Annotated in this window: 22 protein-coding genes and 1 pseudogene; 7 read left to right on the top strand and 16 right to left on the bottom strand. The window is 60.1% G+C overall.

The genetic code is table 11. From position 1 onward, the window contains the following. Nucleotides 1-90 precede the first annotated feature (90 nt). Nucleotides 91-1,401: an MFS transporter gene (locus ICA15_RS07075; RefSeq protein ID WP_210552825.1), complete on the bottom strand. Its 1,311-nt coding sequence runs from the start codon at nt 1,399-1,401 to the stop codon at nt 91-93. A 171-nt stretch (nt 1,402-1,572) separates the two neighbouring features. Between ICA15_RS07075 and ICA15_RS07070 the strand changes: the two genes are divergently transcribed. From ICA15_RS07070 to ICA15_RS07055, 4 genes are all read left to right on the top strand, one after another. Then, nucleotides 1,573-2,697 (top strand): sugar diacid recognition domain-containing protein, encoded by a 1,125-nt coding sequence (locus ICA15_RS07070; RefSeq protein ID WP_210552824.1) that lies wholly within the window; start codon nt 1,573-1,575, stop codon nt 2,695-2,697. A 259-nt stretch (nt 2,698-2,956) separates the two neighbouring features. After that, the gene (locus ICA15_RS07065) at nt 2,957-4,096 is read left to right on the top strand and encodes a glycerate kinase (RefSeq protein WP_210552823.1); all 1,140 of its coding nucleotides are present in this window, start codon (nt 2,957-2,959) and stop codon (nt 4,094-4,096) included. A gap of 312 nt (nt 4,097-4,408) precedes the next feature. Further along, complete coding sequence (locus ICA15_RS07060; protein ID WP_210552822.1) at nt 4,409-6,034, top strand: methyl-accepting chemotaxis protein; 1,626 nt, start codon at nt 4,409-4,411, stop codon at nt 6,032-6,034. A gap of 41 nt (nt 6,035-6,075) precedes the next feature. Then, entirely contained in the window at nt 6,076-7,263 is a 1,188-nt protein-coding gene (locus ICA15_RS07055; protein ID WP_210552821.1) for a pyridoxal phosphate-dependent aminotransferase, read from the top strand. A gap of 142 nt (nt 7,264-7,405) precedes the next feature. Here ICA15_RS07055 and ICA15_RS07050 read toward each other — a convergent pair whose 3' ends face one another. From ICA15_RS07050 to ICA15_RS07015, 8 genes are all read right to left on the bottom strand, one after another. Further along, nucleotides 7,406-8,383 (bottom strand): 2-hydroxyacid dehydrogenase, encoded by a 978-nt coding sequence (locus tag ICA15_RS07050; RefSeq protein ID WP_210552820.1) that lies wholly within the window; start codon nt 8,381-8,383, stop codon nt 7,406-7,408. Between the two features lie 13 nt (nt 8,384-8,396). Next, on the bottom strand, nt 8,397-9,695 hold the full coding sequence (locus ICA15_RS07045; protein ID WP_042559329.1) for an MFS transporter: 1,299 nt from the start codon (nt 9,693-9,695) through the stop codon (nt 8,397-8,399). A gap of 88 nt (nt 9,696-9,783) precedes the next feature. After that, entirely contained in the window at nt 9,784-10,800 is a 1,017-nt protein-coding gene (locus ICA15_RS07040) for a sugar kinase (RefSeq protein ID WP_210552819.1), read from the bottom strand. Next, nucleotides 10,793-11,575: a sugar phosphate isomerase/epimerase family protein gene (locus ICA15_RS07035; protein ID WP_150603810.1), complete on the bottom strand. Its 783-nt coding sequence runs from the start codon at nt 11,573-11,575 to the stop codon at nt 10,793-10,795. The genes ICA15_RS07040 and ICA15_RS07035 overlap by 8 nt, the downstream gene beginning before the upstream one ends. A 161-nt stretch (nt 11,576-11,736) precedes the next feature. After that, nucleotides 11,737-12,762, bottom strand: a complete 1,026-nt coding sequence (locus tag ICA15_RS07030; protein ID WP_318010471.1) for a LacI family DNA-binding transcriptional regulator — start codon at nt 12,760-12,762, stop codon at nt 11,737-11,739. A 163-nt stretch (nt 12,763-12,925) separates the two neighbouring features. Further along, nucleotides 12,926-13,567 carry a DUF1345 domain-containing protein gene (locus tag ICA15_RS07025; protein ID WP_210552818.1) on the bottom strand — a complete coding sequence of 214 codons (642 nt, stop codon included), beginning with the start codon at nt 13,565-13,567 and terminating at the stop codon, nt 12,926-12,928. 142 nt (nt 13,568-13,709) lie between these two features. Next, nucleotides 13,710-16,811: an efflux RND transporter permease subunit gene (locus ICA15_RS07020; protein WP_210552817.1), complete on the bottom strand. Its 3,102-nt coding sequence runs from the start codon at nt 16,809-16,811 to the stop codon at nt 13,710-13,712. Between the two features lie 15 nt (nt 16,812-16,826). Beyond that, complete coding sequence (locus ICA15_RS07015) at nt 16,827-17,984, bottom strand: efflux RND transporter periplasmic adaptor subunit (RefSeq protein ID WP_150603818.1); 1,158 nt, start codon at nt 17,982-17,984, stop codon at nt 16,827-16,829. A gap of 291 nt (nt 17,985-18,275) precedes the next feature. Here ICA15_RS07015 and ICA15_RS07010 point away from each other — a divergent pair, with 291 nt between their 5' ends. Then, complete coding sequence (locus ICA15_RS07010) at nt 18,276-18,977, top strand: response regulator transcription factor (protein ID WP_042559319.1); 702 nt, start codon at nt 18,276-18,278, stop codon at nt 18,975-18,977. A 4-nt stretch (nt 18,978-18,981) separates the two neighbouring features. After that, nucleotides 18,982-20,283 (top strand): ATP-binding protein, encoded by a 1,302-nt coding sequence (locus tag ICA15_RS07005; protein WP_150603819.1) that lies wholly within the window; start codon nt 18,982-18,984, stop codon nt 20,281-20,283. Nucleotides 20,284-20,405: 122 nt separating this feature from the next. Here ICA15_RS07005 and pncA read toward each other — a convergent pair whose 3' ends face one another. The 5 genes from pncA to ICA15_RS06980 all read right to left on the bottom strand — a co-directional run bounded on the left by pncA (nt 20,406) and on the right by ICA15_RS06980 (nt 23,100). Then, the gene (gene pncA, locus ICA15_RS07000; RefSeq protein ID WP_210552816.1) at nt 20,406-21,032 is read right to left on the bottom strand and encodes a bifunctional nicotinamidase/pyrazinamidase; all 627 of its coding nucleotides are present in this window, start codon (nt 21,030-21,032) and stop codon (nt 20,406-20,408) included. Between the two features lie 49 nt (nt 21,033-21,081). Continuing rightward, nucleotides 21,082-21,840 carry an anti-sigma factor family protein gene (locus ICA15_RS06995; RefSeq protein WP_210552815.1) on the bottom strand — a complete coding sequence of 253 codons (759 nt, stop codon included), beginning with the start codon at nt 21,838-21,840 and terminating at the stop codon, nt 21,082-21,084. Further along, on the bottom strand, nt 21,840-22,355 hold the full coding sequence (locus tag ICA15_RS06990) for an RNA polymerase sigma factor (protein WP_210553189.1): 516 nt from the start codon (nt 22,353-22,355) through the stop codon (nt 21,840-21,842). Before ICA15_RS06990 ends, ICA15_RS06995 begins: the two co-directional genes overlap by 1 nt. A 12-nt stretch (nt 22,356-22,367) precedes the next feature. Then, a complete protein-coding gene (locus tag ICA15_RS06985; RefSeq protein WP_224450863.1) occupies nt 22,368-22,583 on the bottom strand; it encodes a hypothetical protein in 216 nt (71 codons plus the stop codon). Nucleotides 22,584-22,764: 181 nt separating this feature from the next. Then, on the bottom strand, nt 22,765-23,100 hold the full coding sequence (locus ICA15_RS06980) for a DUF2834 domain-containing protein (protein WP_210552814.1): 336 nt from the start codon (nt 23,098-23,100) through the stop codon (nt 22,765-22,767). A 360-nt stretch (nt 23,101-23,460) separates the two neighbouring features. On the opposite strand from ICA15_RS06980, the pseudogene ilvA reads away from it, so the two are divergent. Beyond that, nucleotides 23,461-24,444 (top strand): annotated as a pseudogene (ilvA, locus tag ICA15_RS06975) (threonine ammonia-lyase, biosynthetic); the annotation flags it as partial. Nucleotides 24,445-24,474: 30 nt separating this feature from the next. On the opposite strand, the gene ICA15_RS06970 reads toward ilvA, so the two are convergent. Together ICA15_RS06970 and eco are read right to left on the bottom strand one after the other, a co-directional pair. Beyond that, nucleotides 24,475-24,780: an NIPSNAP family protein gene (locus tag ICA15_RS06970; RefSeq protein WP_210552812.1), complete on the bottom strand. Its 306-nt coding sequence runs from the start codon at nt 24,778-24,780 to the stop codon at nt 24,475-24,477. A 21-nt stretch (nt 24,781-24,801) separates the two neighbouring features. Further along, nucleotides 24,802-25,287 carry a serine protease inhibitor ecotin gene (eco, locus tag ICA15_RS06965; protein ID WP_210552811.1) on the bottom strand — a complete coding sequence of 162 codons (486 nt, stop codon included), beginning with the start codon at nt 25,285-25,287 and terminating at the stop codon, nt 24,802-24,804. Nucleotides 25,288-25,356 lie beyond the last annotated feature (69 nt).

Below are 25,356 nucleotides of genomic sequence, written 5' to 3'. Positions count from 1 at the left end.
GCAGAAACTCTCGCGAGACTTTGATCCGTTCCGAGCCGGATCTAAAATGAAAACGGCCCAACAAAGGGCCGTTTTTGCACTCATTGAAGCTTAAGCGCGCAACGTCCGCGTCATGCGCAACGCCAACAAACTCCCGCCAACAATCACGCCCGCCAACAGATACAACGCCGCATCCGTCGATCCGGTGCTGTCTTTGACCCAACCCACCAGGTACGGGCTGAGGAATCCGGCCATCTGCCCCATCGAGTTGATCAACGCCAACCCTCCGGCAGCAGCGCCCGCACTCAACATGGCCGTCGGTACCGGCCAGAACATCGGCAGGCCGGTCAGCGCGCCCATGGTCGCGATGGTCAGACCCAGGATGGCGATAGCCGGGTTGCCGGCGAAATTCACCGCAATGACCAGGCCGATCGCACCCATCAGCATCGGTACCACCAGATGCCAACGCCGCTCTTTGCGCAGGTCCGCAGAACGGCCGACCACCAGCATGAACACGGCCGCCAGCAGATACGGAATAGCACTCAACCAGCCGATCACCAGGTTATCGCTGAAACCGAGGTTCTTGATGATCGACGGCAGCCAGAAGTTGATCGCGTAAACGCCGCTCTGGATGCAGAAGTAAATCAGGCCGAACGCCCAGATCGCCGGGTTCTTGAACACTGCCAACAGCGAATCGGTGGTGGTTTTCGGTTTGTTCGCCAGGTCCTCGGCTTGATCCGCTTCCAGTACTGCACGCTCGTGCGCGGTCAGCCATTTAGCGTTGGCAAAACTGTCGCTCAGCAGGAAGTAAGCGAGCAGGCCCAGCACCACGGTCGGAATGCCTTGCAGCAAAAACATCCACTGCCAGCCGGCCAAACCGCCCTGGCCCGCCGCGAAGTGATTGAGAATCCAGCCCGAAAACGGGCTGCCGAGCAGACCGGACACCGGTATCGCCGACATGAACAGCGCCATGATCCGGCCCCGGCGGAAGGTCGGGAACCACTGCGAGAGATACAGCACAACGCCCGGGAAGAACCCGGCTTCGGCCGCACCGGTAAACAGGCGCAGGGTATAGAACTCGGTCGGCGTGGTGACGAACAACAGGCAGGTAGACAGCGTGCCCCAGGTGATCATCATCAGCGCAATCCAGCGCCGAGGACCGAATTTGGTCAGGGCCAGATTGCTCGGTACGCCGCACAGCACGTAGCCGATGAAGAAGATCCCGGCACCGAGGCCGTACACGGTTTCGCTGAATTTCAACGCGTCGAGCATCTGCAGTTTGGCGAATCCAACGTTTACCCGGTCGAGGTAGTTGAACAGGTAGCAGATGAAAATGAAGGGGATCAAGCGGAGGGTAATGCGTTTATAAACGGCGTTCTTATCGTCGTCGATGGTCTGGGTAGCTGCGGCGCTCTGCGACATAGCGGCTCTCTCTTTATTATGATTTTTTGCGATGCAAAGGGTAACGTTGATCGCCCTGAGAGTCTCGGCCACCTTTGGCCGGATTGTCTTTGTGCCTGAGCACAGGGTTTGCCACCAGACCCTGTGCGGGTGACCAACTGTCCGCGCCTGTTTAATAGGATTTCAGCCGTTATGTTCGAACTCGATCACGACCTCGCTCAGGACATCGTCGACCGGGCCATGGCCATTTTGCCGTACAACGTCAACGTCATGGACAGCCAGGGCTTGATCCTCGGCAGCGGCGAGCCGGAGCGCATCAACACCCGACACGAAGGTGCGCAGTTGGTGCTGGCCAACGGTCGTGTGGTCGAGATCGACGCGCCGACAGCCATGCATTTGAAGGGTGTGCAGCCGGGGATCAACCTGCCGCTGTGGCTCGATCAGCGCTTGATCGGTGTGCTGGGCATTACCGGCGAGCCAGAGCATCTGCGCACTTACGCCGAACTGGTGCGCATGACCGCCGAAATGCTGGTGGGCCAACGCAATCAGCAGGCCGAACAGCAATGGCGGCGCCAGCGTTGCGATGATCTGCTCGCCTTGCTGCTGAGCGAAGCGGGGGATTCACCGCGTCTGGTCGACGAGGCGCAGCAACTCGGGCTCAAGCCGCAATTGACGCGTGTGCCGTATCTGTTCGAGTTGGGTCTTGAGCACGGGCCGGGGCAAACGGTCGAAGCGCTGAGTGCCTGGCTGACCTCGCGATACCCGGACAGTTGGTGCGTGAGTTCGGCCAAGTCGTCGCTGCTGTGGTGTCGGCCGGCCAGTCAGCACGTCGAGCATGATCGCCTTCTTGAAAAGCTCGACGGCCTCGGCTGGAAGATCCTGCGCATCGCCGTCGGCGGGCAGGCGGATGGCCTCACTGGGTTGCGCCGTTGTTATCGCCGGGTCGGTGATCTGCTCGCCTATGGCCGCGAGGTGTTGCCACATTCGCGCCTGTTGACCCTCAATCGCTATCGTCTACCGGTCATGCTCTGGCGCCATCGCAACGACGATGCGCTCGATGAATTGCTCAAACCCCTGCGCAAGGTGATCGCCAAGGACGGCAACGGACAATTGCTGGCGACATTGCGTAGTTGGTGTGATCACGATGGCCAGAGTCAGGCCTGCGCCGATGCGTTGGGCATTCATCGCAACAGCTTGCGCTACCGAATGGAGCGGATTGCCGGGATCAGCGGGGTGGATCCGCTAAGGCTGGAGGGGATGTTGGCGTTGTATCTGGGTGTGCAACTCCTACCCCAAACAGACCCGGCTCTCTTGTAGGAGTTGCCGCAGGCTGCGATCTTTTGATGTTGTTTTTCCAAGATCAAAAGATCGCAGCCTGCGGCAGCTCCTACAGGTCTGTGTTTGCAATGGCCCCCTGTGGGAGCTGGCTTGCCAGCGATGGGGTCGGAACATTCAGCAGCAATCCCGGGCCTTTTGTAGAAATGAACAATAAACGCCTGCGCCACTTGTGCAGCAGACAGGCGTCAATGCGCATGCCGACTGGCAGCATGAAGGGCATTGGAACTGGAGAATTCACATGAAAATCGTCATCGCCCCCGATTCGTTCAAGGACAGCCTGAGTGCCCAAGGCGTTGCCGAAGCCATTGCTCTGGGGCTGGCGCAAGTCTGGCCGCACGCGACGCTGGTCAAATGCCCGATGGCTGACGGCGGCGAAGGCACGGTCGAATCGATTCTGGCGGCGTGCGAGGGCGAGCTGCGCCGCACTAGCGTGCGTGGCCCGTTAGGCACGGCAGTTGATGCCGCGTGGGGCTGGTTGCCGCACAACCACACGGCAATCATTGAGATGGCCGAGGCGAGCGGTTTGCAACTGGTGCCGCCGGGGCAACGCGATGCGTGCATCAGCAGCACGTTCGGCACCGGCGAACTGATTCGCGCCGCGCTGGATGCCGGTGCGCAACGGGTGATCCTGGCGATTGGCGGCAGCGCCACCAACGATGGCGGCTCTGGGGCGATGCAGGCGTTGGGTGTGAAATTGCTCGACGCACAAGGCCAAACGCTGGTGCCGGGCGGTTTGGCATTGGCGCAGTTGGCGCGTGTCGATTTGACTGGGCTTGATCCGCGTCTGGCGCAGGTGCGGTTTGATATCGCGGCGGACGTGAACAATCCACTGTGCGGCCCGCACGGTGCCTCGGCGATTTTCGGCCCGCAGAAAGGGGCATCGCCCGCGCAGGTGCAACAACTCGATCAGGCCCTCGGCCATTTCGCGCAATTGTGCGCGGAAGTGCTGGGCAAGGACGTGCGCGATGAACCGGGCAGTGGCGCGGCGGGGGGATTGGGTTTTGCTGCCAAGGCATTTCTCGGCGCGCAGTTTCAGGCCGGGGTCGAGGTGGTTGCCGAACTGGTCGGGCTGGCCGAAGCCGTCAAGGGCGCGGATCTGGTGATTACCGGCGAAGGGCGCTTCGATGCCCAGACGCTTCGTGGCAAAACCCCGTTCGGCGTGGCGCGGATTGCCAAGCACTATGCAGTGCCGGTGATCGTTATCGCCGGTACCCTGGGTGACGGTTATCAAGAACTCTATGGCCACGGCATCGATGCCGCTTTCGCCGTGACCAGCGGCCCGATGACGCTCGAACAAGCTTGCGCCGAAGCACCACGACTGCTGCGCGAACGCGCTACCGATATCGCCCGCGTGTGGCAACTCGCCGCAAAACCCTGAGACATCCGCACTGTAGGAGCTGCCGAAGGCTGCGATCTTTTGATCTTGATGTTTGAAAAACAGGATCAAAAGATCGCAGCCTTCGGAAGCTCCTACATAAAGCGCTGTCGACATCGGCGGCCAGGTGTTTCATTGCCGCAACACCCTGAAAAATATTTCATCTTTACCCACATCCTTCCTCAAGCCTGGCCGATACAGCCAATAGGCGCGCACAACAAATCTCAAAAACAGTGACGCCGCACTGAAGCCCGCCCCACGGGCTGATGATCACGGCATGGATGCTCGTAGTTTCTATCCTCCGAGAGTCCAACTATGTCCTTGCGTAACCTGAATATCGCGCCCCGTGCGTTCCTCGGTTTTGCCTTCATCGCCTTGCTGGTGATCGTGCTCGGCATGTTCGCCGTCAACCGCATGTCGATCATTCGCCAGGCGTCAATCGACATGGACTTAACGCAACTGCCCAGCGTGACGCAACTCAGCGTGGTGACGGAAAACGTGCTGCGCCTGCGAATTCTGTCGTTCCGTGTACTGGTCAATCGCGAGCCCACTGGTTTGCAGGAGGCGCAGGCCCGCATCAATGTGTTGGTGGACAAAGTGCGCAATGCTCAAGCCAGCTATGCCGCGCTGCCCGCAGGCCCGGAAGAACGGGCGCTTTACCAGACATTCGTCACGACGCTGGACAACTACCTGCAGGCGCAGAACCAGATGATGGAGCTGTCGCGTCAGGACAAGCTCGACGAAATGCGCACCTTGATCAACACGCGCATCAAGGACGGCACCGACCAGATGGGCGAGCAGCTCAACAAGCTGATCGCAATGAACGCTGCCGATGCAAAAGCCGCGTCGATTCAGGCCGGCAAGTATTACGACAGCGCCATCACCGGCATCATCATTGTCGCCGTCGTTGCTGCCCTGGCGACCGTGCTGCTGGCCTGGCTGCTGACCCGCAGCATCGTCACCCCACTGAACCGCGCCGTTGAAGCAGCGCGAACCATTGCTGGCGGCAACCTCAGCAAACTCATCGAAGTCGATGGCAAGGACGAACCGGCTCGCCTGCTCGAAGCCCTCGCAGCGATGCAAACCAACCTGCGCCAAACCATCGAACAGATCGCCGGGTCCGCCACGCAACTGGGTGCCGCTGCCGAAGAACTCAGCGCCGTGACCGAAGAAGCCTCACGTGGCCTGCAACAGCAGAACAATGAAATCGAACAAGCGGCCACCGCCGTCAACGAAATGACTGCCGCTGTCGAGGAAGTCGCGCGCAACGCCGTGTCGACCTCCGAAGCGTCAAACCAGTCGACTCACGCCGCCCGCGAAGGTCGCGATCAAGTGGTGAAAACCGTCGACGCGATCCAGACCATGACCCACGACGTGCAAAACACCTCGCAAATGATCGAAGGCCTCGCCGCACAGGGTCGCGACATCGGCAAGGTGCTCGACGTGATCCGCGCCATCGCCGAACAGACCAACCTGCTGGCGCTCAACGCCGCCATCGAAGCAGCGCGTGCTGGTGAAGCCGGACGCGGTTTTGCCGTGGTCGCGGACGAAGTGCGGGCGCTGGCTCATCGCACCGCGCAGTCGACGCAAGAGATCGAAAAAATGGTCGCCGGCATCCAGAACGGCACTGGCGAGGCGGTTTCGTCGATGCAACAAAGCAACCAGCGCACCCAATCCACCCTGGAAATGGCCCGCGCCGCCGGCGTTGCGCTGGAGCAGATCACCCAGTCGATCCACCAGATCAACGAACGCAACCTGGTCATCGCCAGCGCGTCGGAAGAACAGGCGCAGGTGTCGCGCGAAGTCGACCGCAACCTGGTCAACATCCGCGACTTGGCCACTCAATCGGCCGCCGGCGCCAACCAGACCAGCGCAGCGACCCACGAACTGTCGCGCCTGGCAGTGGATTTGAACGCCATGGTGGCGCGTTTTGTGATTTGAGATAGGGTGAAGGCTGGACACTGCGCAATCAGGAGACGTGCATGCGCTATTCAGCCTTGACCCAACGAATCGCCGGCGAAGGCGCAGCGGCATGGCAGATTCACGACCGGGCGTTGGAGTTGCGCGCCCAGGGGGTCGACATTTTATTGCTGAGTGTGGGGGATCCGGATTTCGATACGCCGCTGCCGATCATCCACGGCGCGATCGACAGTCTGCTGGCGGGCGACACCCATTATTCCGAAATCCGTGGCCGCCTGGCCTTGCGCAAGCTGATTGCCGAACGTCATCGGCGCAGCAGTGGCCAAGTGGTCGATGCCGACCATGTAATCGTGATGCCCGGGGCGCAATGCGCCGTGTATTCGGTGGCGCAATGTCTGCTTGATCCGGGTGACGAGGTGATCATTGCCGAACCGATGTACGTCACCTATGAAGCCGTTTTCGGTGCGTGCGGGGCGACGGTAGTGCCGGTCCCGGTTCGTCCGGAAAACGGCTTTCGCGTCGACCCCGCCGATGTCGCTGCGCGCATCACGGCGAAAACCCGTGCCATGTTGCTCAACAGCCCGAACAACCCGTCCGGCGCGAGCCTGTCGTTGCTGATCTGGCAGGAATTGGCCGCGCTGTGCGTGCGTCATGACTTGTGGCTGATCAGCGACGAGGTCTATAGCGAACTTCTCTACGAAGGCCAGCACATCAGTCCGGCGAGCCTGCCGGGCATGGCCGAGCGCACGGCGACAATCAACAGTCTGTCGAAATCCCATGCCATGACCGGCTGGCGTATCGGCTGGTCGATCGGGCCGAAATCGTTGGCGGGGCACTTGGTCAATCTGTCGTTGAGCATGCTCTTTGGCCTGCCGGATTTCGTGCAGAAAGCCGCCGAAGTCGCGCTGGAAACGGACCTGCCGCAAGTGACGCAGATGCGTGATGAGTATCGCCTGCGCCGCGACCTGGTTTGCGAGCGCTTGCAAGGTTGCCCGGGGCTGCATCCGGTGCGTCCTGATGGCGGCATGTTCGTGATGGTCGATGTGCGTCAGACCGGACTCGGCGCGCAGGCATTTGCCGAACGATTGCTGGAAGGGTATGGCGTTTCGGTGCTGGCCGGGGAGGCGTTCGGGCCCAGTGCGGCGGGGCATATTCGCATCGGGCTGGTGGTGGATCGAGTGAAACTGGCGGATGCCTGCGCGCGGATTTCACTGTGTGCGGCGCAGCTGTTACAGGCGCGTAGTGCCTGACAGTTTTGTATGGGATGCACTGGTCTCATCGCTGGCAAGCCAGCTCCCACAGTGGTTAGTGTCGTTCACAAATTTGATGAACACTGCATAACCTGTGGGAGCTGGCTTGCCAGCGATGGGGCCCATTCAGGCACTGAAGTTCTTAAGCCTGCCAAGCCGCTGAGTTCACCAGATTCAAAGGCTTTTCCCCACCCAACGCCAGCAACAGATTCTCCACCGCACACCGCGCCATCGCCTCGCGTGTCTCGTGCGTCGCCGAGCCCATATGCGGGGTTGCCACCACGTTATCCAGTTGCAGCAACGGCGAATCCTGATTCAACGGCTCACGCTCGAACACATCCAGACCTGCCGCACGAATCCGTTGATGGCGCAGTGCATCGATCATCGCCGCCTCGTCCACAACCTTGCCGCGCGAGATGTTGATGAAGATGCTTTCCGGGCGCATCAACGCGAATTGCTCGGCGCCGATCAACCCCTCGGTCTGCGCCGTCAACGGCAATGTCAGGCAGATGAAATCGGCCTGCTTGAGCAAATCTTCGAGGCTGCGATACTGCGCATCGAAACGCGCCTCGACCGCCGGTTTACGTGACTGGCTGTGATAAATCACCGGCATGCCAAATCCGAAATGACCACGCTGGGCCAGCGCCTCGCCAATGCGGCCCATGCCGATGATGCCCAGCGTCTTGCCATGCACATCGGTGCCGAAATGCGCCGGGCCGAGGTTGCGCTGCCACTGACCGCTGCGCACCATGTTCGCCAGTTCGACCACGCGCCGCGCGGCGGCAAGGATCAGCGCGAAACCGGTGTCGGCGGTGGTTTCGGTCAGCACGTCCGGGGTGTTGGTCAGCAGAATCTTGCGGCGGGTCAGGTAATCGATGTCGTAGTTGTCGACGCCCACCGAAACACTGGCAATAGCCTCCAGTTGTGGCGCCAGATCGAGCAATGCGGCGTCGAGTTTCAGGCTGGCGCCGAGCAAGCCGTGGGCGCGGGGCAGGGCATCACGCAGTTGCATGAGGCCGTCGGCATCGAGGCTTTCGATCAGCGTCACATCAAACTGATCTTGCAGGCGCGCCATCAGCGCGGGCGATAGTTTCTTGTACAGAACGACCTGTTTTTTCATGGCAAGGATCTCTTCAGGAGTGAGCCGGCACGGCAGGCGTGGCGACGGCTTTGGCCACGACGCGATCACTGGCGCCGGGCTTGAGGAAAATCGTCAGCACCACCGACAGCAGCAGCGCGCCGCTCATCAGCAGATACGAAGAACCGGGCGAACCGGTCGAGCTGTTCAGGTAACCCACCAGGTACGAGCCGCCGAACGAACCGAGCGCACCCATGCTGTTGATCAGCGCCATCGCGCCACCGGCAACGTTGGCCGGAAGAATCTCCGGCACGATCGCGAAGAACGGCCCGTAAGGCGCGTACATGCAGGCGCCAGCGATCACCAGCAGCGTGTACGACCACCAGAAATGTTCCGCACCGAGTGCGTAGGAACCGTAGAACGCAATGGATGCAATCAACAGCGGCGGCCAGACGAAGCGTTTGCGTTTTTGCAGTTTGTCCGAGCCCCACGACACCACCAGCATGCCGATCACGGCCGCCAGATACGGCAGCGACGACAGCCAGCCGGCCTCGATCATGTCCATTTGCGCGCCAGCCTTGAGGATCGACGGCAGCCACAATACAAAGCCGTAGACGCCGATGCTCCAGCAGAAAAACTGCAAGGCCAGAATGATCACCTTCGGTGAACGGAACGCCTCGGCGTAGTTCTTCACCGCTTTGATGCCGACCTGTTCGGCGGCCAAGGCGCTTTCCAGATCGTGTTTTTCCTGGTCGCTGAGCCACTTGGCCTGGGCCGGACGATCATCGGCGAGTTTCCACCAGATAAACGCCCAGAGCACCGCCGGCAGACCTTCAATGATGAACATCCAGCGCCAGCTGAAATGCTGCACCAGATAACCCGACACCACCGACATCCACAGCATGGTCACCGGGTTGCCGAGGATCAGAAAGGTGTTGGCCCGTGAGCGTTCGGCGCGGGTGAACCAGTGGCACAGGTAAACCAGCATCGCCGGCATCACCGCCGCTTCGACCACGCCGAGCATGAAGCGGATGACGATCAGCCAATAGGCATTGCTGACCACACCGGTCAACGTCGCGAGCCCGCCCCAAAGGATCAGGCTGACGAAAATCAGCTTCTTCACACTGTGTTTTTGCGCGTAGATCGCGCCGGGTACCTGGAAGAAAAAGTAGCCGAGGAAAAACAGGGCACCGAGCAATGAGGACAGACCTGGCGTGATCATCAAGTCTTCGGCCATGCCGGACGCGGCCGCGAAACCGTAGTTGGCGCGATCGAGATACGCCAGGCTGTAAGTGATGAACACGATGGGCATGATGTACCACCAGCGGCGGGCGGCGAGGGTTGCAGTTTTCATGGGTGTTGCTCCTGAGCTTGTTGTTTTTGTCGCAGCAGGTTCAAAAAATCAGTTGTCCGGGCGGGCCTCATCGCGAGCAGGCTCACTCCTACAGGGGTAATGTGTTTGCCATGGCACTCATGGCCGGCAGAGATCCACTGTAGGAGTGAGCCTGCTCGCGATTGGGGCCCTTGAATTCAGCGACGAGTTCAGCCCGGGTCGGCAACCCCTCCATATCCCCGCGACTCTGCACCGCGCGACTGCCAATCCAGTTCGCGCGCCGCACGGCCTCGGCAAAACTCTGGTGCTCCAGCAGGGCGCTGATCATGCCCACCGCAAACCCGTCCCCCGCGCCAACCGTATCGACGACATGGGTCACCGGCACCCCGGCAACAAAGCCCTGATCCAGCTGCGTGCGGTAATAGGCACCCTGCGGCCCAAGCTTGATCGCCACCGCTTCGGCGCCTTGATCGAGATAAAACGCAGCGATATCTGCCGGGTCTTCGAAACCCGTGAGCAAACGCCCTTCGCTCAAGCCCGGCAGCACCCAGTGGGCGAGGGCGGCGAGGCGGTTGATCTCGCGGATCATCTCGCGCTCGCTGGCCCACAGGCTCGGGCGCAGATTGGGGTCGAACGACACACTGCGCCCGGCGGTGCGCATGCGCGTCATCAGTTCGAACGACATTTCCCGCGCCGTCGCCGACAGCGCTGGCGGAATGCCGGTGGCATGCAGATGCCGAGCGTTCAGCAGTTCGGGCGTGATCGATTGCGGCGACAGATGACTGGCCGCCGAGCCACGACGGAAATACTCGACCTGCGGGTCGCTGCCATCGTCGCAACGGGACTTGAACTGGAAGCCGGTCGGATGCGTTTTGCAGACTTCAACCTGGCGGCAATCCAGACCCTCGCGCACCAAGGTGTCGACGACAAAACGGCCGAGCGAATCATTGCCCACCCGACTCAGCCACGCGACGTTGAAACCCAATCGCGACAGGCCGATCGCCACGTTGCTGTCGGCGCCGGCAATGCGTTTATGAAAGTGTTCGACGGCGGCCAGATCACCGCTTTGCTCGGCCACCAGCATCGCCATGGTCTCGCCGAACGACAGAATATCGATCTCAGACATGAGCGGGCTCCAGACGGGATTGGCCGAGGCGGGCGAGGGTGGCGACGTGTTCGGTGGTCAACTCCACCAGATCATCGCCCTGCAATGGATATTCGGCGGCGCGCATAACGCCTTGGTCCATGTGTCGCAGCAGTTGTTCCCACAGATGCAGGTCGCTGACGGCGGGCGGCACTGCTACCAATTTGCCGTCGGCGCGCCGGGCCACGGCTTTGCAATGCACATAGCCGACGTGCCGACCGAGCAGGCGTGCGGCGTTGGCAGCGGATTGGTCCTGCCACTGCCAGTTGCCGATATCGAAGGTCATTTTGATCGGCAAGTTGTGCTGTTCAACAGCCGTGAAGAAGCGTTGAAACGGCTCGATCCGCCCGCCATGCAGCGTCTGGTCGTTTTCCACCAGCAGGTGCACCGGGCTGTTGCCGAGCAGTTGCTGCAAAACCGTCAGATCGCAATTGTCGGTGAAGTAGCCGAGGGAGACTTTCAGCCATTTCGAACCGAACGCCTCGGCGTGTTGCAGGGCGGTGATCAACTCGGGATTTGGACGTGACTGACCGGCCAGCCACAGTTCGGTGGGCGAGGAATAGATGCTTTGCAGGCCCAGTGCCTGGGTGGCTGCGCTCAACTGTGCGGGGTTCTCGCGAGTCAGTAACTCTTCGCGCCACTCGATACGATCAGCCCCGGCAGCGGCCAGCACGTCGATAAAAAAGTCTTGCCCGCGTTGGCGCACAAGTTCGGCACCGTAGCTGGACAGGCTGATGGAAACGGCAGGTTTATTCATTGTTGTTTACCTCTGAAACCGGTTTCATTTTTGTTCAAAAAAATATCAGTCAGTGCTGTATTGCTTTCGAGGGCCTCATCGCTGGCAAGCCAGCTCCCACAGGTTTAGTGAGCGACACGGACATTGTGGGAGCTGGCTTGCCAGCGATGGAGCCCGATCAATCACTGCAAAACCCTCAGGCTCGACCCACGCTCAACCAGCACCGGCGCAAAATCCACCACCCGCGCCGGCTCATCATCCCCGCGCAAACGCTTGAGCAAACACTCGAACGCCCGCGCGCCAATCTCTTGCGTTGGCTGGGCAAGCGCAGTAATCCCGCTGCCCACCAGCGGATACCAATCCAGATCATCCAGGGCAATCAGCCCGATATCCTCGAACAGCCGCGAACCGATCTTGCGCAACGCATGAGTGGCGGCCAACGCTGCCACGCCATTGGCGCAAAACAGCGCTTTCGGGCCGACATCGGGTTTGTGTAAAAAGGTTTGAAGATGCGTCGCAAGATCGTCGCCGGTTTCCACCACTGCCCCGATCAATCCCGAGCGCTGCTGTATCTGCGCCTGAAAACTGCTGACTCGTTCGATCCGCGAACTGGTGCCGTCATAGGGCTCGGTTACCAACAACACGTCGCGATAACCACGTTGTTCCAGGTGGGCCAGGGCCATTTCCACTGCCTGCGGGTTGTTCAGCCCGATCATGTCGCTGTCGAGCCCATCGACCTTGCGATCGACCAGCACCAGCGGCATCTCGCGGCGCAGCTCGTGCAACTCGTCACGGTGATGGCCGAGGGTGTTCACGATCAGCCCTTCGATGTTGTACGAGCGCAATAGCGCCAGATGCTGGCGTTCCTGCTCGTCATCGCGGTCGGTGTTGCATACCACCAGGCTGTAGCCGTGCGCACGGCAGGCGGTTTCCACCCCGTGCATCACGGCAATTGAATATGGGTTGCGGATATCGGCCACCAGCATGCCGATCAGGCGAGTGCGCCCGCGCTTGAGGCCTCGGGCCATCTGGTTTGGGCGATAGCCGAGTTCATCGATAGCCTGCTCGATGCGCAAGGCGATTGCATCGGAAAGCAGGGCGCGGTCGTCGCCGATGAAACGCGAGACGCTGGCCTTGGAAACGCCCGCGCGCTCGGCGACATCAAGCATGGTGACGCGGCTGCGCTGGGCGGCGGAGAAGTCGTTCACGGTCTGAAACCTTATTATTGGATTTATCAGGTTCAGTCGCTGGTGTAGCGCTGAAACCGGTTTCAGGAAACACCAGAACCCAATCGTCCGTCAAGTGAAGGATCGTCTGATATTTGTCAGGTCCTGACGGGCGGCGCTGGAAATCAGGCCGCCCTTGCACCCGTCAGCCGAATAAGCCTGCCGCGATATTGATGGAGAATCCGAGAATCGCCGTGTTGAACACGAAACCGATCAACGACTGTGCGAGGACGATTTTACGAATGTCTCGTGTCGCCACGCCGACGTCGGCAGTTTGCACAGCCACGCCGATGGTGAAAGAGAAGTACAAGAAGTCCCAGTAGTTGGGTGTGGTCAGACCTTCGGCGAAACGAAGTGCGGGTTCCTTGCCGTCCCAGGTGTAAAACAGGCGTGCATAGTGCACACAGAAAATCACCCCGATCAGTAGCCACGAACCAATCACCGTCAGGGCGGTGAAGCCGTAGTGCATCAGTTTGTGGGTGGTGTCCAGATCCTTGCTGCCGGCCAGTTCGAAGGTGATGGTGGCGAGACTTGCCAGCGCGGCGATGCACACTACGAACAACACCAGGCCGGCATTTTCATCTTCGACTTCGGCGATGCGTTTGACGTCCGGGGCTTTGGAGCGCGCGGTCAGCCAGAACATCAGTATCAGGTAGGTCCACACGCCAGCGTTCCAGCCGTAAAGGATTTTGCTGACGATGGAGTCGACGGGCGAAAGCAGACCCACGGCGAGGCCGAGCAGGGCGGCTGCGGAAAGGCGAGGGTGGGTACGGGCGAGGAAGCGCATGGGGACTCACTTTGGTGGTCGATTCCTGCACCATAGCGCACGCCATGTGGCTTTTGTAGGAGCTGCCGAAGGCTGCGATCTTTTGACTTTGTTTTTTAAACCCAGGATCAAAAGATCACAGCCTTCGGCAGCTCCTACATTTTTACAGGTGGGGTTTGCTGAATCTTTTTACCAGCTTCATGACCACGACGAAGAACACCGGAACGAAGATCACCGCCAACGTCGCGGTGATCATCCCGCCGATCACCCCTGTACCGATCGCTTGCTGGCTCGCCGAACTGGCGCCGGTGGCAATCGCCAAGGGCACCACGCCGAGGATAAATGCCAGCGACGTCATCACGATCGGACGCAGGCGCAGGCGGGCGGCTTGCAACGTGGCGTCGATCAGGTCGTGACCTTCGTCATACAGGCTCTTGGCGAACTCGATGATCAGGATCGCGTTCTTCGCGGACAGGCCGATGATGGTGATCAACCCGACCTTGAAGAATACGTCGTTGGGCATCCCGCGCAGCGTCACTGCCAGCACCGCACCGAGTACACCCAACGGCACCACCAGCAACACCGAGGTCGGAATCGACCAGCTCTCATACAGCGCCGCCAGACACAGGAACACGATCAGCAGCGACAGGCCGAGCAGAATCGGCGCCTGACTGCCGGACAAACGCTCCTGCAACGACAGGCCGGTCCATTCTTGTCCCAGACCCTTCGGTCCCTGCGCGACAAGGCGTTCAATCTCGGCCATGGCTTCGCCGGTGCTGTGGCCGGGTGACGGTTCGCCGGAGATCGCAATCGCCGGATAACCGTTGTATCGGGTCAGTTGCGCCGGCCCTTGAATCCAGTTGGCCTGGACGAATGCCGACAGCGGTACCATTTTTCCGGCACTGTTGCGCACGTGCATTTTCAGCAGATCATCGACCTGACTGCGTTGATCGCCTTCAGCCTGCACCACCACGCGCTGCATACGTCCCTGATTGGGGAAATCATTGATATAGGCCGAGCCCACGGCAGTGGACAGCACGTTGCCGATGTCGGCGAACGACACCCCCAAGGCATTGGCTTGCTTGCGATCCACTTCGAGTTGCACTTGCGGCGCTTCGGCCAGTGCGCTTTCACGCACATTCATCAGCACCGGACTTTTCTCGGCGGCTGCCAGAAGTTCCGTGCGCGCTTGCATTAACGTTGCATGACCGAGGCCACCGCGATCCTGCAAACGGAACTCGAAACCGCTGGAAGTACCGAGGCCATCCACGGGCGGCGGCAGGACCGAGAACGCCATCGCGTCCTTGATCTGGCTCAGGGCGACGTTGGCGCGGTCGGCAATCGAGCTGGCCGAATCTTCGCTGTCGCGTTGCGACCAGTCCTTCAGGGTAGAGAACGCCAATGCCGCGTTCTGCCCACTACCGGAGAAGCTGAAACCGAGAATCACCACGCTGTCACTGATACCGGGCTCACCGGCGTTATGTGCCTCAAGCTGTTCGGCCACTTGCACCGTGCGGTTCTTGGTCGCGCCGGGCGGCAGTTGGATATCGGTGATGGTGTAACCCTGATCCTCGACCGGCAGGAACGAGGAGGGCAGACGCATGAAGCAAATCCCCAGGCCCACCAACAACACGCCATAGATCAGCAGATATCGCCCGGTGCGTTTCAGCGCATAACCGACCCAGCCTTGATAGCGCTCGGTCAGTTGTTCGAAGCGGCGGTTGAACCAACCGAAGAATCCCGACTTCTCGTGGTGCTCGCCCTTGGCGATTGGCTTGAGCAGTGTCGCGCACAGCGCTGGCGTCAGCGTCAGGGCGAGGAATGCGGAGAACAGAATGGACGTCGCCATCGACAGCGAAAACTGCTGATAGATCACCCCGACCGAACCCTGCATGAACGCCATCGGGATGAATACCGCCACCAGCACCAGGGTGATGCCGATGATGGCGCCGGTGATCTGCGTCATCGCCTTGCGCGTGGCCTCCTTGGGCGACAGGCCCTCGGTGGCCATGATCCGTTCGACGTTTTCCACCACGACAATCGCGTCGTCCACCAGAATGCCGATGGCCAGCACCATGCCGAACATGGTCAGCACGTTGATCGAGAAACCCAGCGCCAACATGGTCGCGAACGTGCCCATCAACGCAACTGGCACCACCAGTGTCGGGATCAGCGTGTAGCGCACGTTTTGCAGAAACAGGAACATCACCGCAAACACCAGCAGCATCGCCTCGCCGAGGGTGTAGATCACTTTGGTGATCGAGACTTTAACGAAGGGTGAAGTGTCATACGGGATCTTGTATTCCACGCCGGCCGGGAAGTAGCGCGCCAGCTCATCCATCTTCGCCCGCACCAGCGTCGCGGTGCTCAGCGCGTTGGCGCCCGGCGACAATTGCACGCCGACAGCGGTGGACGGCTTGCCGTTGAGGCGTGTGCCGAACTGATAGTCCTGACTGCCGATCTCGACCCGCGCCACATCACCAATACGCACGGTGGAACCGTCCGGGTTGGCCTTGAGCACGATGTCGGCGAACTCCTGCGGCGTCGACAACTGGCCTTTGACCAAAATTGTTGCAGTGATTTCCTGAGTCGACGGGCCGGGCAAGTCACCGATGCTGCCCGCTGACACCTGGGCGTTCTGCGCGACAATGGCGGCGTTGACGTCAGCCGGGGTCAGGTTGAAACCGATGAGTTTCTGCGGGTCGATCCAGATACGCATGGCCCGCTCGGCTCCGTACAGCTGAGCCTTGCCGACGCCGTCCAGACGCTTGATTTCGTTCATCACGTTGCGCGCCAGATAGTCACTGAGCGCAACGTCATCGAGCTTGCCGTCACTGGACGTCAGGCTGATCAGCAAGAGGAAACCCGAGGAGACTTTCTCCACCTGCAAACCCTGCTGGTTCACGGCTTGCGGCAAGCGCGACTCGACCACTTTCAGACGGTTTTGCACGTCGACCTGTGCCAGTTCCGGGTTGGTGCCCGGCTGGAAAGTCGCTTTGATCGTGGCGCTGCTCAGACTGCTCTGCGATTCGAAATAAAGCAGGTGATCCGCGCCGTTAAGCTCTTCCTCGATCAGGCTGACCACGCTCTCATCGACGGTTTGCGCCGATGCGCCAGGGTACACGGCGTAGATTTCGATCTGTGGCGGCGCGACGTCGGGGTATTGCGCCACCGGCAATTGCGGGATGGCCAGCGCACCGGCCAACAGGATGAACAAGGCGACCACCCAGGCAAATACGGGGCGATCGATAAAGAACTGCGGCATATAAAAGCGTCCTGCTTACTGACCAGAGGTCTGGGCAAGTGGAAGAGGGGTGTCGTCAATCTGCACCTTGTCACCGGGGCGGGCGTGTTGCAGGCCTTCAATAACGATGCGGTCGCCGGGCTTGAGGCCACCGGTGACGATCCAGCGATTGTTTTGCACGGCGCCCAGTTGCACCGTTTGTTCGGCTACACGCATTTGCTCATCGACGGTCAACACTTGCGCAATACCGGCGCTGTCACGCTGCACGGCGCGTTGCGGCACGGTGATGCCGTTCTGGATAGTTGCCTGTTGCAGGCGCACGCGAATGAAACTACCGGGCAGCAGGTCGAGATCGGGATTGGGGAACTCGCTGCGCAGAATAATCTGGCCGGTGCCCGGGTCGACGGTGATGTCGCTGAACAGTAGTTTGCCCGGCAACGGATACAGGCTGCCGTCATCCTGAATCAGGGTCGCTTTGACCTGATCCTGACCGACTTCCTGCAATTGTCCGGAGCGGAATGCCCGGCGCAGTTCGTTGAGCTCGCGGGTCGATTGGGTGAGGTCGGCATAGATCGGATTGAGTTGCTGAATCAGCGCCAGTGGCGTGGTTTCGTTCTGCCCGACCAGCGCGCCTTCGGTGACCAGCGCGCGGCCGATACGGCCGGAAATTGGCGCGGTGACGGTGGCGTAACCCAGGTTCAATCTGGCCCGTTCCACCGCAGCCTTGTTGCCGGCGACATCAGCGGCCGTTTGCCGGGTATTGGCGCGGGCGTTGTCATAATCCTGAGCGCTGATGGCTTTGTCGTCGATCAACTGGGCGTAGCGTTGCTCCTGCAGCTTCGCCTGAAACGCATTGGCCTCGGCTTTGCGCAACGCTGCTTCGGCGCTGTCCAGGTCAGCCTTGAACGGCGCCGGGTCGATGCGGAACAGCACGTCGCCCTTTTTCACGTCGCTGCCTTCGCGAAAGTTACGTTGCAGCACAACGCCGGGCACACGGGCGCGGACTTCGGCAATCCGCGGAGCAGCGATTCGGCCGCTGAGTTCGCTGCTGATCGACAGTGGGCGCGCTTCGATGGTTTCGATGCGCACGGTTGCTGGCGGTGCCTGCTCTTCGGCCTTCGAAGAAGAGTCACAGGCGCTCAGCGTCAGCGCCACGGCGATCAGGCCGAGCCCGGCCAGCAGTTTGTTCGACATTTACCACCCCCAATATTGATGCCCGCATCCTACGGGCAGTTGCCGAGAGTAGCGGTGAAGCTTTGTAGGCGCTGTGTGAAATTGTGTAAGGGTTTTACTCAGGGACGGTTGAGGGCGTATATCCTTAAGCCATTGAAATTTATTGCGACAGTTAAATAGCTATCGCGAGCAGGCTCACTCCTACAGTGTTTGTGTTGGTCACAGAATTTGTGGCTGACACAGTTCCAATGTGGGAGTGAGCCTGCTCGCGATGAGGCCCGACCCGTCGCCACAGCACTTTCTGGATCACCCATGCCCAACATCCTCCTGGTCGAAGACGACACCGCCCTCGCCGAACTGATTTCCAGCTACCTGGAACGCAACGGTTATTCCGTCAGCGTCATTGGTCGGGGCGACCATGTGCGTGAACGGGCACGGGTCAATCCGCCGGATCTGGTTATCCTTGACCTGATGCTGCCGGGGCTCGACGGGCTGCAAGTCTGCCGTCTGCTGCGCGCCGATTCGGCGACGCTGCCGATCCTGATGCTCACCGCCCGTGATGACAGCCACGATCAAGTGCTGGGCTTGGAAATGGGCGCCGACGACTACGTCACCAAACCCTGCGAGCCGCGTGTGTTGCTGGCGCGGGTGCGGACCCTGTTACGGCGCAGCAGTCTCGGAGAGCCGTTGACGGCCAACGACCGCATCATCATGGGCAATCTGTGTATCGACTTGTCCGAACGCACCGTCACCTGGCGCGATCAGCCGGTCGAACTGTCCAGCGGTGAATACAACTTGCTGGTGGTACTGGCTCGACACGCTGGCGAAGTGCTCAGCCGCGATCAGATTCTGCAACGCCTGCGCGGCATAGAGTTCAACGGCACCGACCGCTCGGTGGATGTGGCGATTTCCAAGTTGCGGCGCAAGTTCGATGACCACGCCGGTGAGGCGCGCAAGATCAAGACCGTGTGGGGCAAGGGTTATCTGTTCAGCCGTTCCGAATGGGAATGCTGAGCTGATGTTTCGCATCCTGTTTCGTCTGTATCTGGTTACGATTGTGTCGTACAGCGCCGCCATCTATCTGGTGCCAGACCTGGTGGTCATGGCCTTCCGGGATCGCTTCGTCACCTACAACCTGGATTATTCCCGTGGTCTGCAATCGCTGATCGCCAAGCAGTTTCGAGCCGTGCCGCAAGATCAATGGCCAGCGCTGGCGGCGTCGATGGACAAGGACTTCCAGCCGTTGCACATCGTGCTGGCGCGTATCGATGACGCTGAATTTACCGACATTGAGCGTGAACGGCTGCGGCGCGGCGAGAACGTGGTGCGCATTGGCGACTGGGGCTGGCGCACGCTCGCGGTAGCGCCGCTGGACGACAGCATGGCAGTGCAAATGATCGTGCCGCCGGATCCGATGGACGTCGATCTGTTGTACTGGAGCATCAACGTATTGATCGGCGCGACACTGCTCGCCTGCCTGTTGATGTGGTTGCGCCCGCACTGGCGTGATCTGGAACGCCTCAAAGGCACCGCCGAACGCTTCGGTAAAGGCCATTTGAGCGAACGTACGAAAATCGCTTCAAGCTCCAACATCGGTAGCCTGGCGGTGGTGTTTGACACCATGGCCGGCGACATCGAGAACCTGCTCAATCAGCAACGCGATCTGCTCAATGCGGTGTCCCACGAACTGCGTACGCCGTTGACGCGCCTGGACTTCGGCCTCGCGCTGGCGCTGTCCGACGACCTGCCGCCCGCAAGCCGCGAACGTTTGCAGGGACTGGTCGCGCACATTCGTGAGCTGGATGAGTTGGTGCTGGAATTGCTGTCTTACAGTCGTTTGCAAAATCCGGCGCATTCACCGGAACAGGTCGAAGTCTCGCTCGATGAGTTCATCGATAGCATCCTGGGCAGCGTCGATGAAGAGTTGGAGTCGCCAGAAATCGTCATCGACGTGCTGTTGCACGGTCAGCTCGAACGTTTCTCGCTCGACCCGCGGTTGACCGCCCGAGCGATTCAGAACCTGGTGCGCAACGCCATGCGCTACTGCGAGAAACGCATACAGATCGGCGTGCAGGTTAACGCTGAGGGTTGCGAGATCTGGGTGGATGACGACGGCATCGGTATTCCCGACGATGAGCGCGAACGGATTTTCGAGCCGTTCTATCGACTGGATCGCAGCCGCGATCGTGCCACGGGCGGGTTTGGGCTGGGATTGGCGATCAGCCGCAGGGCCCTCGAAGCTCAAGGCGGGACTTTGACAGTCGAGTCTTCGCCTTTGGGTGGGGCGCGATTCCGTTTGTGGTTGCCGACCGCCGCCTGAAACTCAAGTCTTCTGTAGGAGCTGTCGAGTAAAACGAGGCTGCGATCTTTTGATCTTGTTTTTTAAGGATCAAGATCAAAAGATCGCAGCGTGCCGCAGCTCCTGCAGGGGGGTAGCGTTGTTCAGGTCAGCTTGGTCGATTGAATGAGTCCAACGCCAGCGCCCTGCATCCGGTCGATCGCGGCCGCCAGCGATCCATTCATGTCGATCGCCCGGCAAGCATCCAGCACGACAAACGCATTGAACCCCGCGGCCCGAGCGTCCAGCGCCGAGTACATAACGCAGAAATCCAGCGCCAGGCCGACCATGTAAACCGTGTCTATACCGCGCTCTTTCAGATAACCGGACAGCCCTGTGGTCGTGCGACGGTCTGCCTCCAGAAACGCCGAATAACTGTCGATGTCAGGATTGCAGCCCTTGCGAATGATCAATTGGGCGTGGGGCAGGTCGAGTTCCGGGTGAAACTCGGCGCCGGGTGTGGCTTGCACACAATGCTCGGGCCACAGGGTTTGCTCGCCGTAAGGCAACTGGATGACATCGTAGGGTTGGTGGCCGGGGTGACTGGAAGCGAACGAAGCATGACCGGTTGGGTGCCAGTCCTGGGCAATAACGACCTGTTTGAACTGGCGGGCTAGGCGGTTGATCAGCGGCACAATTTTATCGCCTTCAGGCACCGGCAATTGGCCGCCGGGAATGAAGTCGTTCTGAACATCGATCACCAGTAAAGCAGTACGAGAAGAAATGGGCATCGGTGAATCATCCTCGGAAAATCACTCGCTCAGCATAGAGCAGTCTGGGTCATGCACTTATGCGGCTTTTCAACAATTTTGCCTTGTCTTCCAGTGCCGTCGGGGCGTCGTGGCCGATCAGCATCCAGGCATGCTCGCGCTCGGTCCAATACACCACATTCATTGCGTGCCGACGTTCATGTTCCAGCGGCCGGCTGCCGCTGTTCGAGCGGGTGACGCACAGCGCCAATGGCCCGTGCCTGGCATCCAGATAAACGATCTGCGCAATCGGCACACCGTCATATTCAAGCATCTGTGCGCGTTTGAATTCGGCGCCCGGCAGTTTCAATACGGTGGGCGAAAGACTCAGGCCCATTCGCGCATCGACCGTGCGCAACTGCGCGCGTTGTGTGGCTTCGTCGGCAGGAAGGTGGTCGAGCGTCTGCGGCCCGTACAGCGCCATATAGTCGCCGACCAAGCCTCGCCACTCATGCGTTTGCTGCGCCTGCCAGCCGAGAAACAAGCGGTCGGCGAGTACGCCGCCGGCCACCAATGTTGCGGCGGCAGCGCCGATAAACCAGCGCCGACTCAGTCCCGGGGTTTCTGGCGAAGGTATGGCATCCAGCCGTGCTTGCAGGCGATCGAGCGGTGCCTGTTGCGCCAATTCATCGTAAGCGTTCCGGTATGGCAGGCTGCTGCGGTTCAGCCACTGCACGCGCAGGTTCAGCAGCGGATCGTTGGCAATGGCGGCGTCGAGTTGGCGGCGATAATCCTCGGCGATTTCGCCGTCCAGATACGCCACCAGTTGCTCATCCGAAGGTGTGTTCATCAGCGATCGCCTTCGGTGGTTTTCGGGACCGCTTGCAGTGGCGGGTATTCGGCGAGCTTCAGGCGGGCGGTGGCCAGACGACTCATTACGGTAGCGATCGGTACTTGCAGGATCTCGGCGACTTCGCGATACGAAAGGCTCTCGACATAGGTCAGATACACCGTCTCGCGCTGGGTTTCAGGCAATGCATCGACGCGGCGGATCACCTGCGCCGCCATGACGTGTGTTTGCGCCGCGTATTCGCCGTCGAGCGTCAGTTGCCCATCCGCCTGCCCACCATCCTGACGTACGCGGCGGGCGCGTACTTCATTGAGCCAGATCGAATGCAGAATGCTCAGCAGCCAGAGATCCATGCGCGTACCCGCGACGTATTGCGCAGAACGCTCCAGCGCACGCACACACGTTGTCTGCACGAGGTCCTCGGCCACATGCCGATTGCGCGACAGCAGCAAACCGTAGCGCCACAGTCGTGCGAGGTGCTGCGCAAGTTCTGCTCTGAATGCCTGATCGCTGATGATGGACTCCGTTTATGGGTTTTCAGGTGCTTGATGAATCGATGTCAGTGCGTGGGCACCGCTGGTGAGCAGCGCGCATTTCTGGGTCTTGCTGTCCCAGACCTGGCCTTTTGGACACTCGGGTTTCTGCACGGAGTTCTTTTCATCGCCACTGGCCATGACCATTGGGCTAGACAGGGCGGCGGCCAGTAGCCACGGGGCGGCGAACATAACGGATCGGATAGTCATGGGCAAGGCTCCACGAAGGGACATGTCTGTGTTTGAAAAGCACAGAGCGAAATTTTATTCATTACATAGACAGTGACTGTTCAGGGCGGAAGTAAATTCAAGGAATATCGCGTCTGGCAAGATCCACGGTGGGAGCGAGCTTGCTCGCGAAGGCTGATCGAGCACCAACAAATAATCCGGATCAGCTCGGTTGACGCGTATCGATCATTTTCTTCCGATCCCTCACCCCACGAACCACCAGATACAACAATGGCCCGATCGACACAAAAATCGCCGTCAGCAACAAATAAGGCACCACCGACCAAACCGTCTGCCCACGTGAGCGGGCATCCCTGACCATCCAGACCCCGGCCAGCGTCGCCAGCAAATACAGATCAATCACCACTTGCGCGGTATCCGGCCGCGACATCAGGCTGATGCCGAAATCGATCAACGACTGCTCGGCCTGGAGCATCACCGAAACGGTATAGCCGGTAAAGGCGAGCAAAGCCGTGAGGGGCAGGGCGATAGACATCATGCGTTCATTCCTTGAAGTGATGAGCAGAACCGCCAGCCTACTAGCGCCATGTGAAATTGGCCATTGACTTGCGGGTGACGCTCAAGCTAATTTTCAGCCCATGACTTTCACCGTATTGCGCTGCCAGCCAAGCATTATTACCGCCATTCCTCATTTGGCGGGCTAGCTCACGACTGCAGCACCCAACCCGCCCTAGAGGCGGGTTTTCACTTTCTGTCTCCCGGGTTTTAACGAAAAACACCGACCCCTGTAGGAGCTGCCGAAGGCTGCGATCTTTTGACTTTGGTTTTTGCAATCAACTGCAAGATCAAGAGATCGCAGCGTGCCGCAGCTCCTACAAGGACCGTGAGTCAGGAGACGATGATGAACGACCAGCAAGCCCTGCTTGAGCACTACGTAAAAAAGATCCTTGCAGCGCCGGTGTATGACATTGCTGTGCGCACGCCATTGCAGGCCGCACCGGCATTGTCCGAAGCGCTCGGCAATCGCATCCTGCTCAAGCGCGAAGACCTGCAACCGACGTTCTCCTTCAAGATCCGCGGTGCCTACAACAAATTGGTGCAACTGAGTGACGAGCAGAAGGCGCGTGGCGTGATCACCGCGTCGGCCGGCAATCACGCGCAAGGCGTGGCACTGGCCGCGCGTGAACTGGGCATCGCGGCGACCATCGTCATGCCATCGACTACGCCCGAACTCAAAGTGCTGGGCGTACGAAGACGCGGTGCCGAAGCGCTGCTGCGCGGCGAGAGCTTCCCGTTCGCCCTGGCCCACGCACTGCAAATGTCCGAGCAGTCAGGGCGCACCTTCGTTTCACCCTTCGATGACCCGGACGTTATCGCCGGACAAGGCACCGTTGCGATGGAAATCCTTCGTCAGCATCAAGGTGCACTGGACGCAATCTTCATCCCGGTAGGCGGTGGCGGTTTGATCGCCGGCATCGCGGCTTACGTCAAATACCTTCGCCCGGAAGTGCGCATCATTGGTGTCGAGTCAGAGCACTCGGCGTGCCTGCAAGCTGCGCTGAACGCGGGGCAACGAGTGGTTTTGCCCAGCGTCGGTACCTTCGCCGACGGCGTGGCTGTGGCGCAGATCGGCGAGTACGGTTTTGAAGTGTGTCGTTTTTGCGTAGATGAAGTCATCACCGTTAGCAACGACGAACTCTGCGCGGCGATCAAGAATATCTACGACGATACCCGCTCGATCACCGAACCTTCCGGCGCGTTGGCGGTGGCCGGAATCAAGCAATACGTGGCGAGAAGTGGTGTGCGCGAGCAGACCTTCGTGGCAATCGACTCGGGCGCCAACATCAACTTCGACAGCCTGCGCCACGTCGCCGAGCGCGCCGCTGCATGCGGCGCCCCGGCGTGATGGCGATCAGGGCAGCAATGGGCGCAGGAAGCTGCGCTCGTAGCTGAGGATGAATTTCTTCTCGACCAGTGATTCCACCAGCGCGGTGCTCTGCGGGTCGGTCATCGCGATATGGCGGTAGCTTTCGTAATCCGCCAGCGACGGAAAACTGAACAGGCAGTAGGCGATATTGCTCGCACCCTCGGACGGCAAGAAATAGCCGTGATGGGTGCCGCCCAGTCGCTCGACAATGCCGAGCCAGGCCTTGGCGTAGGCCTCGAACTCGGTCAATTGGTAAGGGTCGATCACGTATCTGACGTGGCAGGTAATCACCAATGACGCTCCTTGCTCAGGTCATTCCTGAAGGGCAGTGCCGACTTTGTCCGAGGCGGACCAGATGCGATAACGCACTTCGACGCCCGTCGGCGCGTAGACCACCACTGGCAGCTTGCTGTTGTAGCGCAGCATGAAGCCGTCGCCGACGACAGGCACGAACGCGCGTTTCTTCTGCGAGCCGGGTGGGCAGGCCATCATCGTGCTCATCGGGCCGATGACTGTTTCCAGACGGTAGAACGGGTAACCCCAGCCTTCGAGGTTTTTCTCGTCCAGCATCCCGCCGAGGCGTTGAAGATTGCAGTCCACTTCAAGGGTTTTGCCCGCGAGAATCTCGACCTGGAAATTCTCTTCCTTGTCCTGCTTGGGCAAATGAATGACCTGACGGGTGAAACCGGTCTCCGCCTTGGGATACGGCGCTACGTCTTCCAGTTTGGCCGCGTGGGCGAGGGTGGACAGGCTGGCGATCATCAGGCCGACGGTCGCGTAAGCTGGGAAAGAACCCATAAAAGCCTCCTTGCAGGTGTAGTGTGGTTGAGCGCCATTCTTACCGTCACCGGCGCTGAATGCAAACCG

This window comes from Pseudomonas sp. P116, assembly GCF_020149425.1.
In the GTDB taxonomy this organism is placed as follows: Bacteria; Pseudomonadota; Gammaproteobacteria; order Pseudomonadales; family Pseudomonadaceae; genus Aquipseudomonas; species Aquipseudomonas anatoliensis.
The sequence above is the reverse complement of the archived record's forward strand: the minus strand, read 5'-3'. Positions and strand labels throughout refer to the sequence as shown.

What these genes read in the sequence shown, in the direction of transcription:
- ICA15_RS07025 (WP_210552818.1), bottom strand. Translation starts at nt 13,567, where the DNA reads ATGCGCTTCCTCGCCCGTACCCACCCTCGCCTTTCCGCAGCCGCCCTG.
- eco (WP_210552811.1), bottom strand. Translation starts at nt 25,287, where the DNA reads ATGGGTTCTTTCCCAGCTTACGCGACCGTCGGCCTGATGATCGCCAGC.
- ICA15_RS07010 (WP_042559319.1), top strand. Translation starts at nt 18,276, where the DNA reads ATGCCCAACATCCTCCTGGTCGAAGACGACACCGCCCTCGCCGAACTG.
- ICA15_RS07005 (WP_150603819.1), top strand. Translation starts at nt 18,982, where the DNA reads ATGTTTCGCATCCTGTTTCGTCTGTATCTGGTTACGATTGTGTCGTAC.
- ICA15_RS06980 (WP_210552814.1), bottom strand. Translation starts at nt 23,100, where the DNA reads ATGATGTCTATCGCCCTGCCCCTCACGGCTTTGCTCGCCTTTACCGGC.
- ICA15_RS07070 (WP_210552824.1), top strand. Translation starts at nt 1,573, where the DNA reads ATGTTCGAACTCGATCACGACCTCGCTCAGGACATCGTCGACCGGGCC.
- ICA15_RS07045 (WP_042559329.1), bottom strand. Translation starts at nt 9,695, where the DNA reads ATGAAAACTGCAACCCTCGCCGCCCGCCGCTGGTGGTACATCATGCCC.
- ICA15_RS07075 (WP_210552825.1), bottom strand. Translation starts at nt 1,401, where the DNA reads ATGTCGCAGAGCGCCGCAGCTACCCAGACCATCGACGACGATAAGAAC.
- ICA15_RS06995 (WP_210552815.1), bottom strand. Translation starts at nt 21,840, where the DNA reads ATGAACACACCTTCGGATGAGCAACTGGTGGCGTATCTGGACGGCGAA.
- ICA15_RS07035 (WP_150603810.1), bottom strand. Translation starts at nt 11,575, where the DNA reads ATGAATAAACCTGCCGTTTCCATCAGCCTGTCCAGCTACGGTGCCGAA.
- ICA15_RS07015 (WP_150603818.1), bottom strand. Translation starts at nt 17,984, where the DNA reads ATGTCGAACAAACTGCTGGCCGGGCTCGGCCTGATCGCCGTGGCGCTG.
- ICA15_RS07020 (WP_210552817.1), bottom strand. Translation starts at nt 16,811, where the DNA reads ATGCCGCAGTTCTTTATCGATCGCCCCGTATTTGCCTGGGTGGTCGCC.
- pncA (WP_210552816.1), bottom strand. Translation starts at nt 21,032, where the DNA reads ATGCCCATTTCTTCTCGTACTGCTTTACTGGTGATCGATGTTCAGAAC.
- ICA15_RS07050 (WP_210552820.1), bottom strand. Translation starts at nt 8,383, where the DNA reads ATGAAAAAACAGGTCGTTCTGTACAAGAAACTATCGCCCGCGCTGATG.
- ICA15_RS07055 (WP_210552821.1), top strand. Translation starts at nt 6,076, where the DNA reads ATGCGCTATTCAGCCTTGACCCAACGAATCGCCGGCGAAGGCGCAGCG.
- ICA15_RS07060 (WP_210552822.1), top strand. Translation starts at nt 4,409, where the DNA reads ATGTCCTTGCGTAACCTGAATATCGCGCCCCGTGCGTTCCTCGGTTTT.
- ICA15_RS07065 (WP_210552823.1), top strand. Translation starts at nt 2,957, where the DNA reads ATGAAAATCGTCATCGCCCCCGATTCGTTCAAGGACAGCCTGAGTGCC.
- ICA15_RS06985 (WP_224450863.1), bottom strand. Translation starts at nt 22,583, where the DNA reads ATGACTATCCGATCCGTTATGTTCGCCGCCCCGTGGCTACTGGCCGCC.
- ICA15_RS07040 (WP_210552819.1), bottom strand. Translation starts at nt 10,800, where the DNA reads ATGTCTGAGATCGATATTCTGTCGTTCGGCGAGACCATGGCGATGCTG.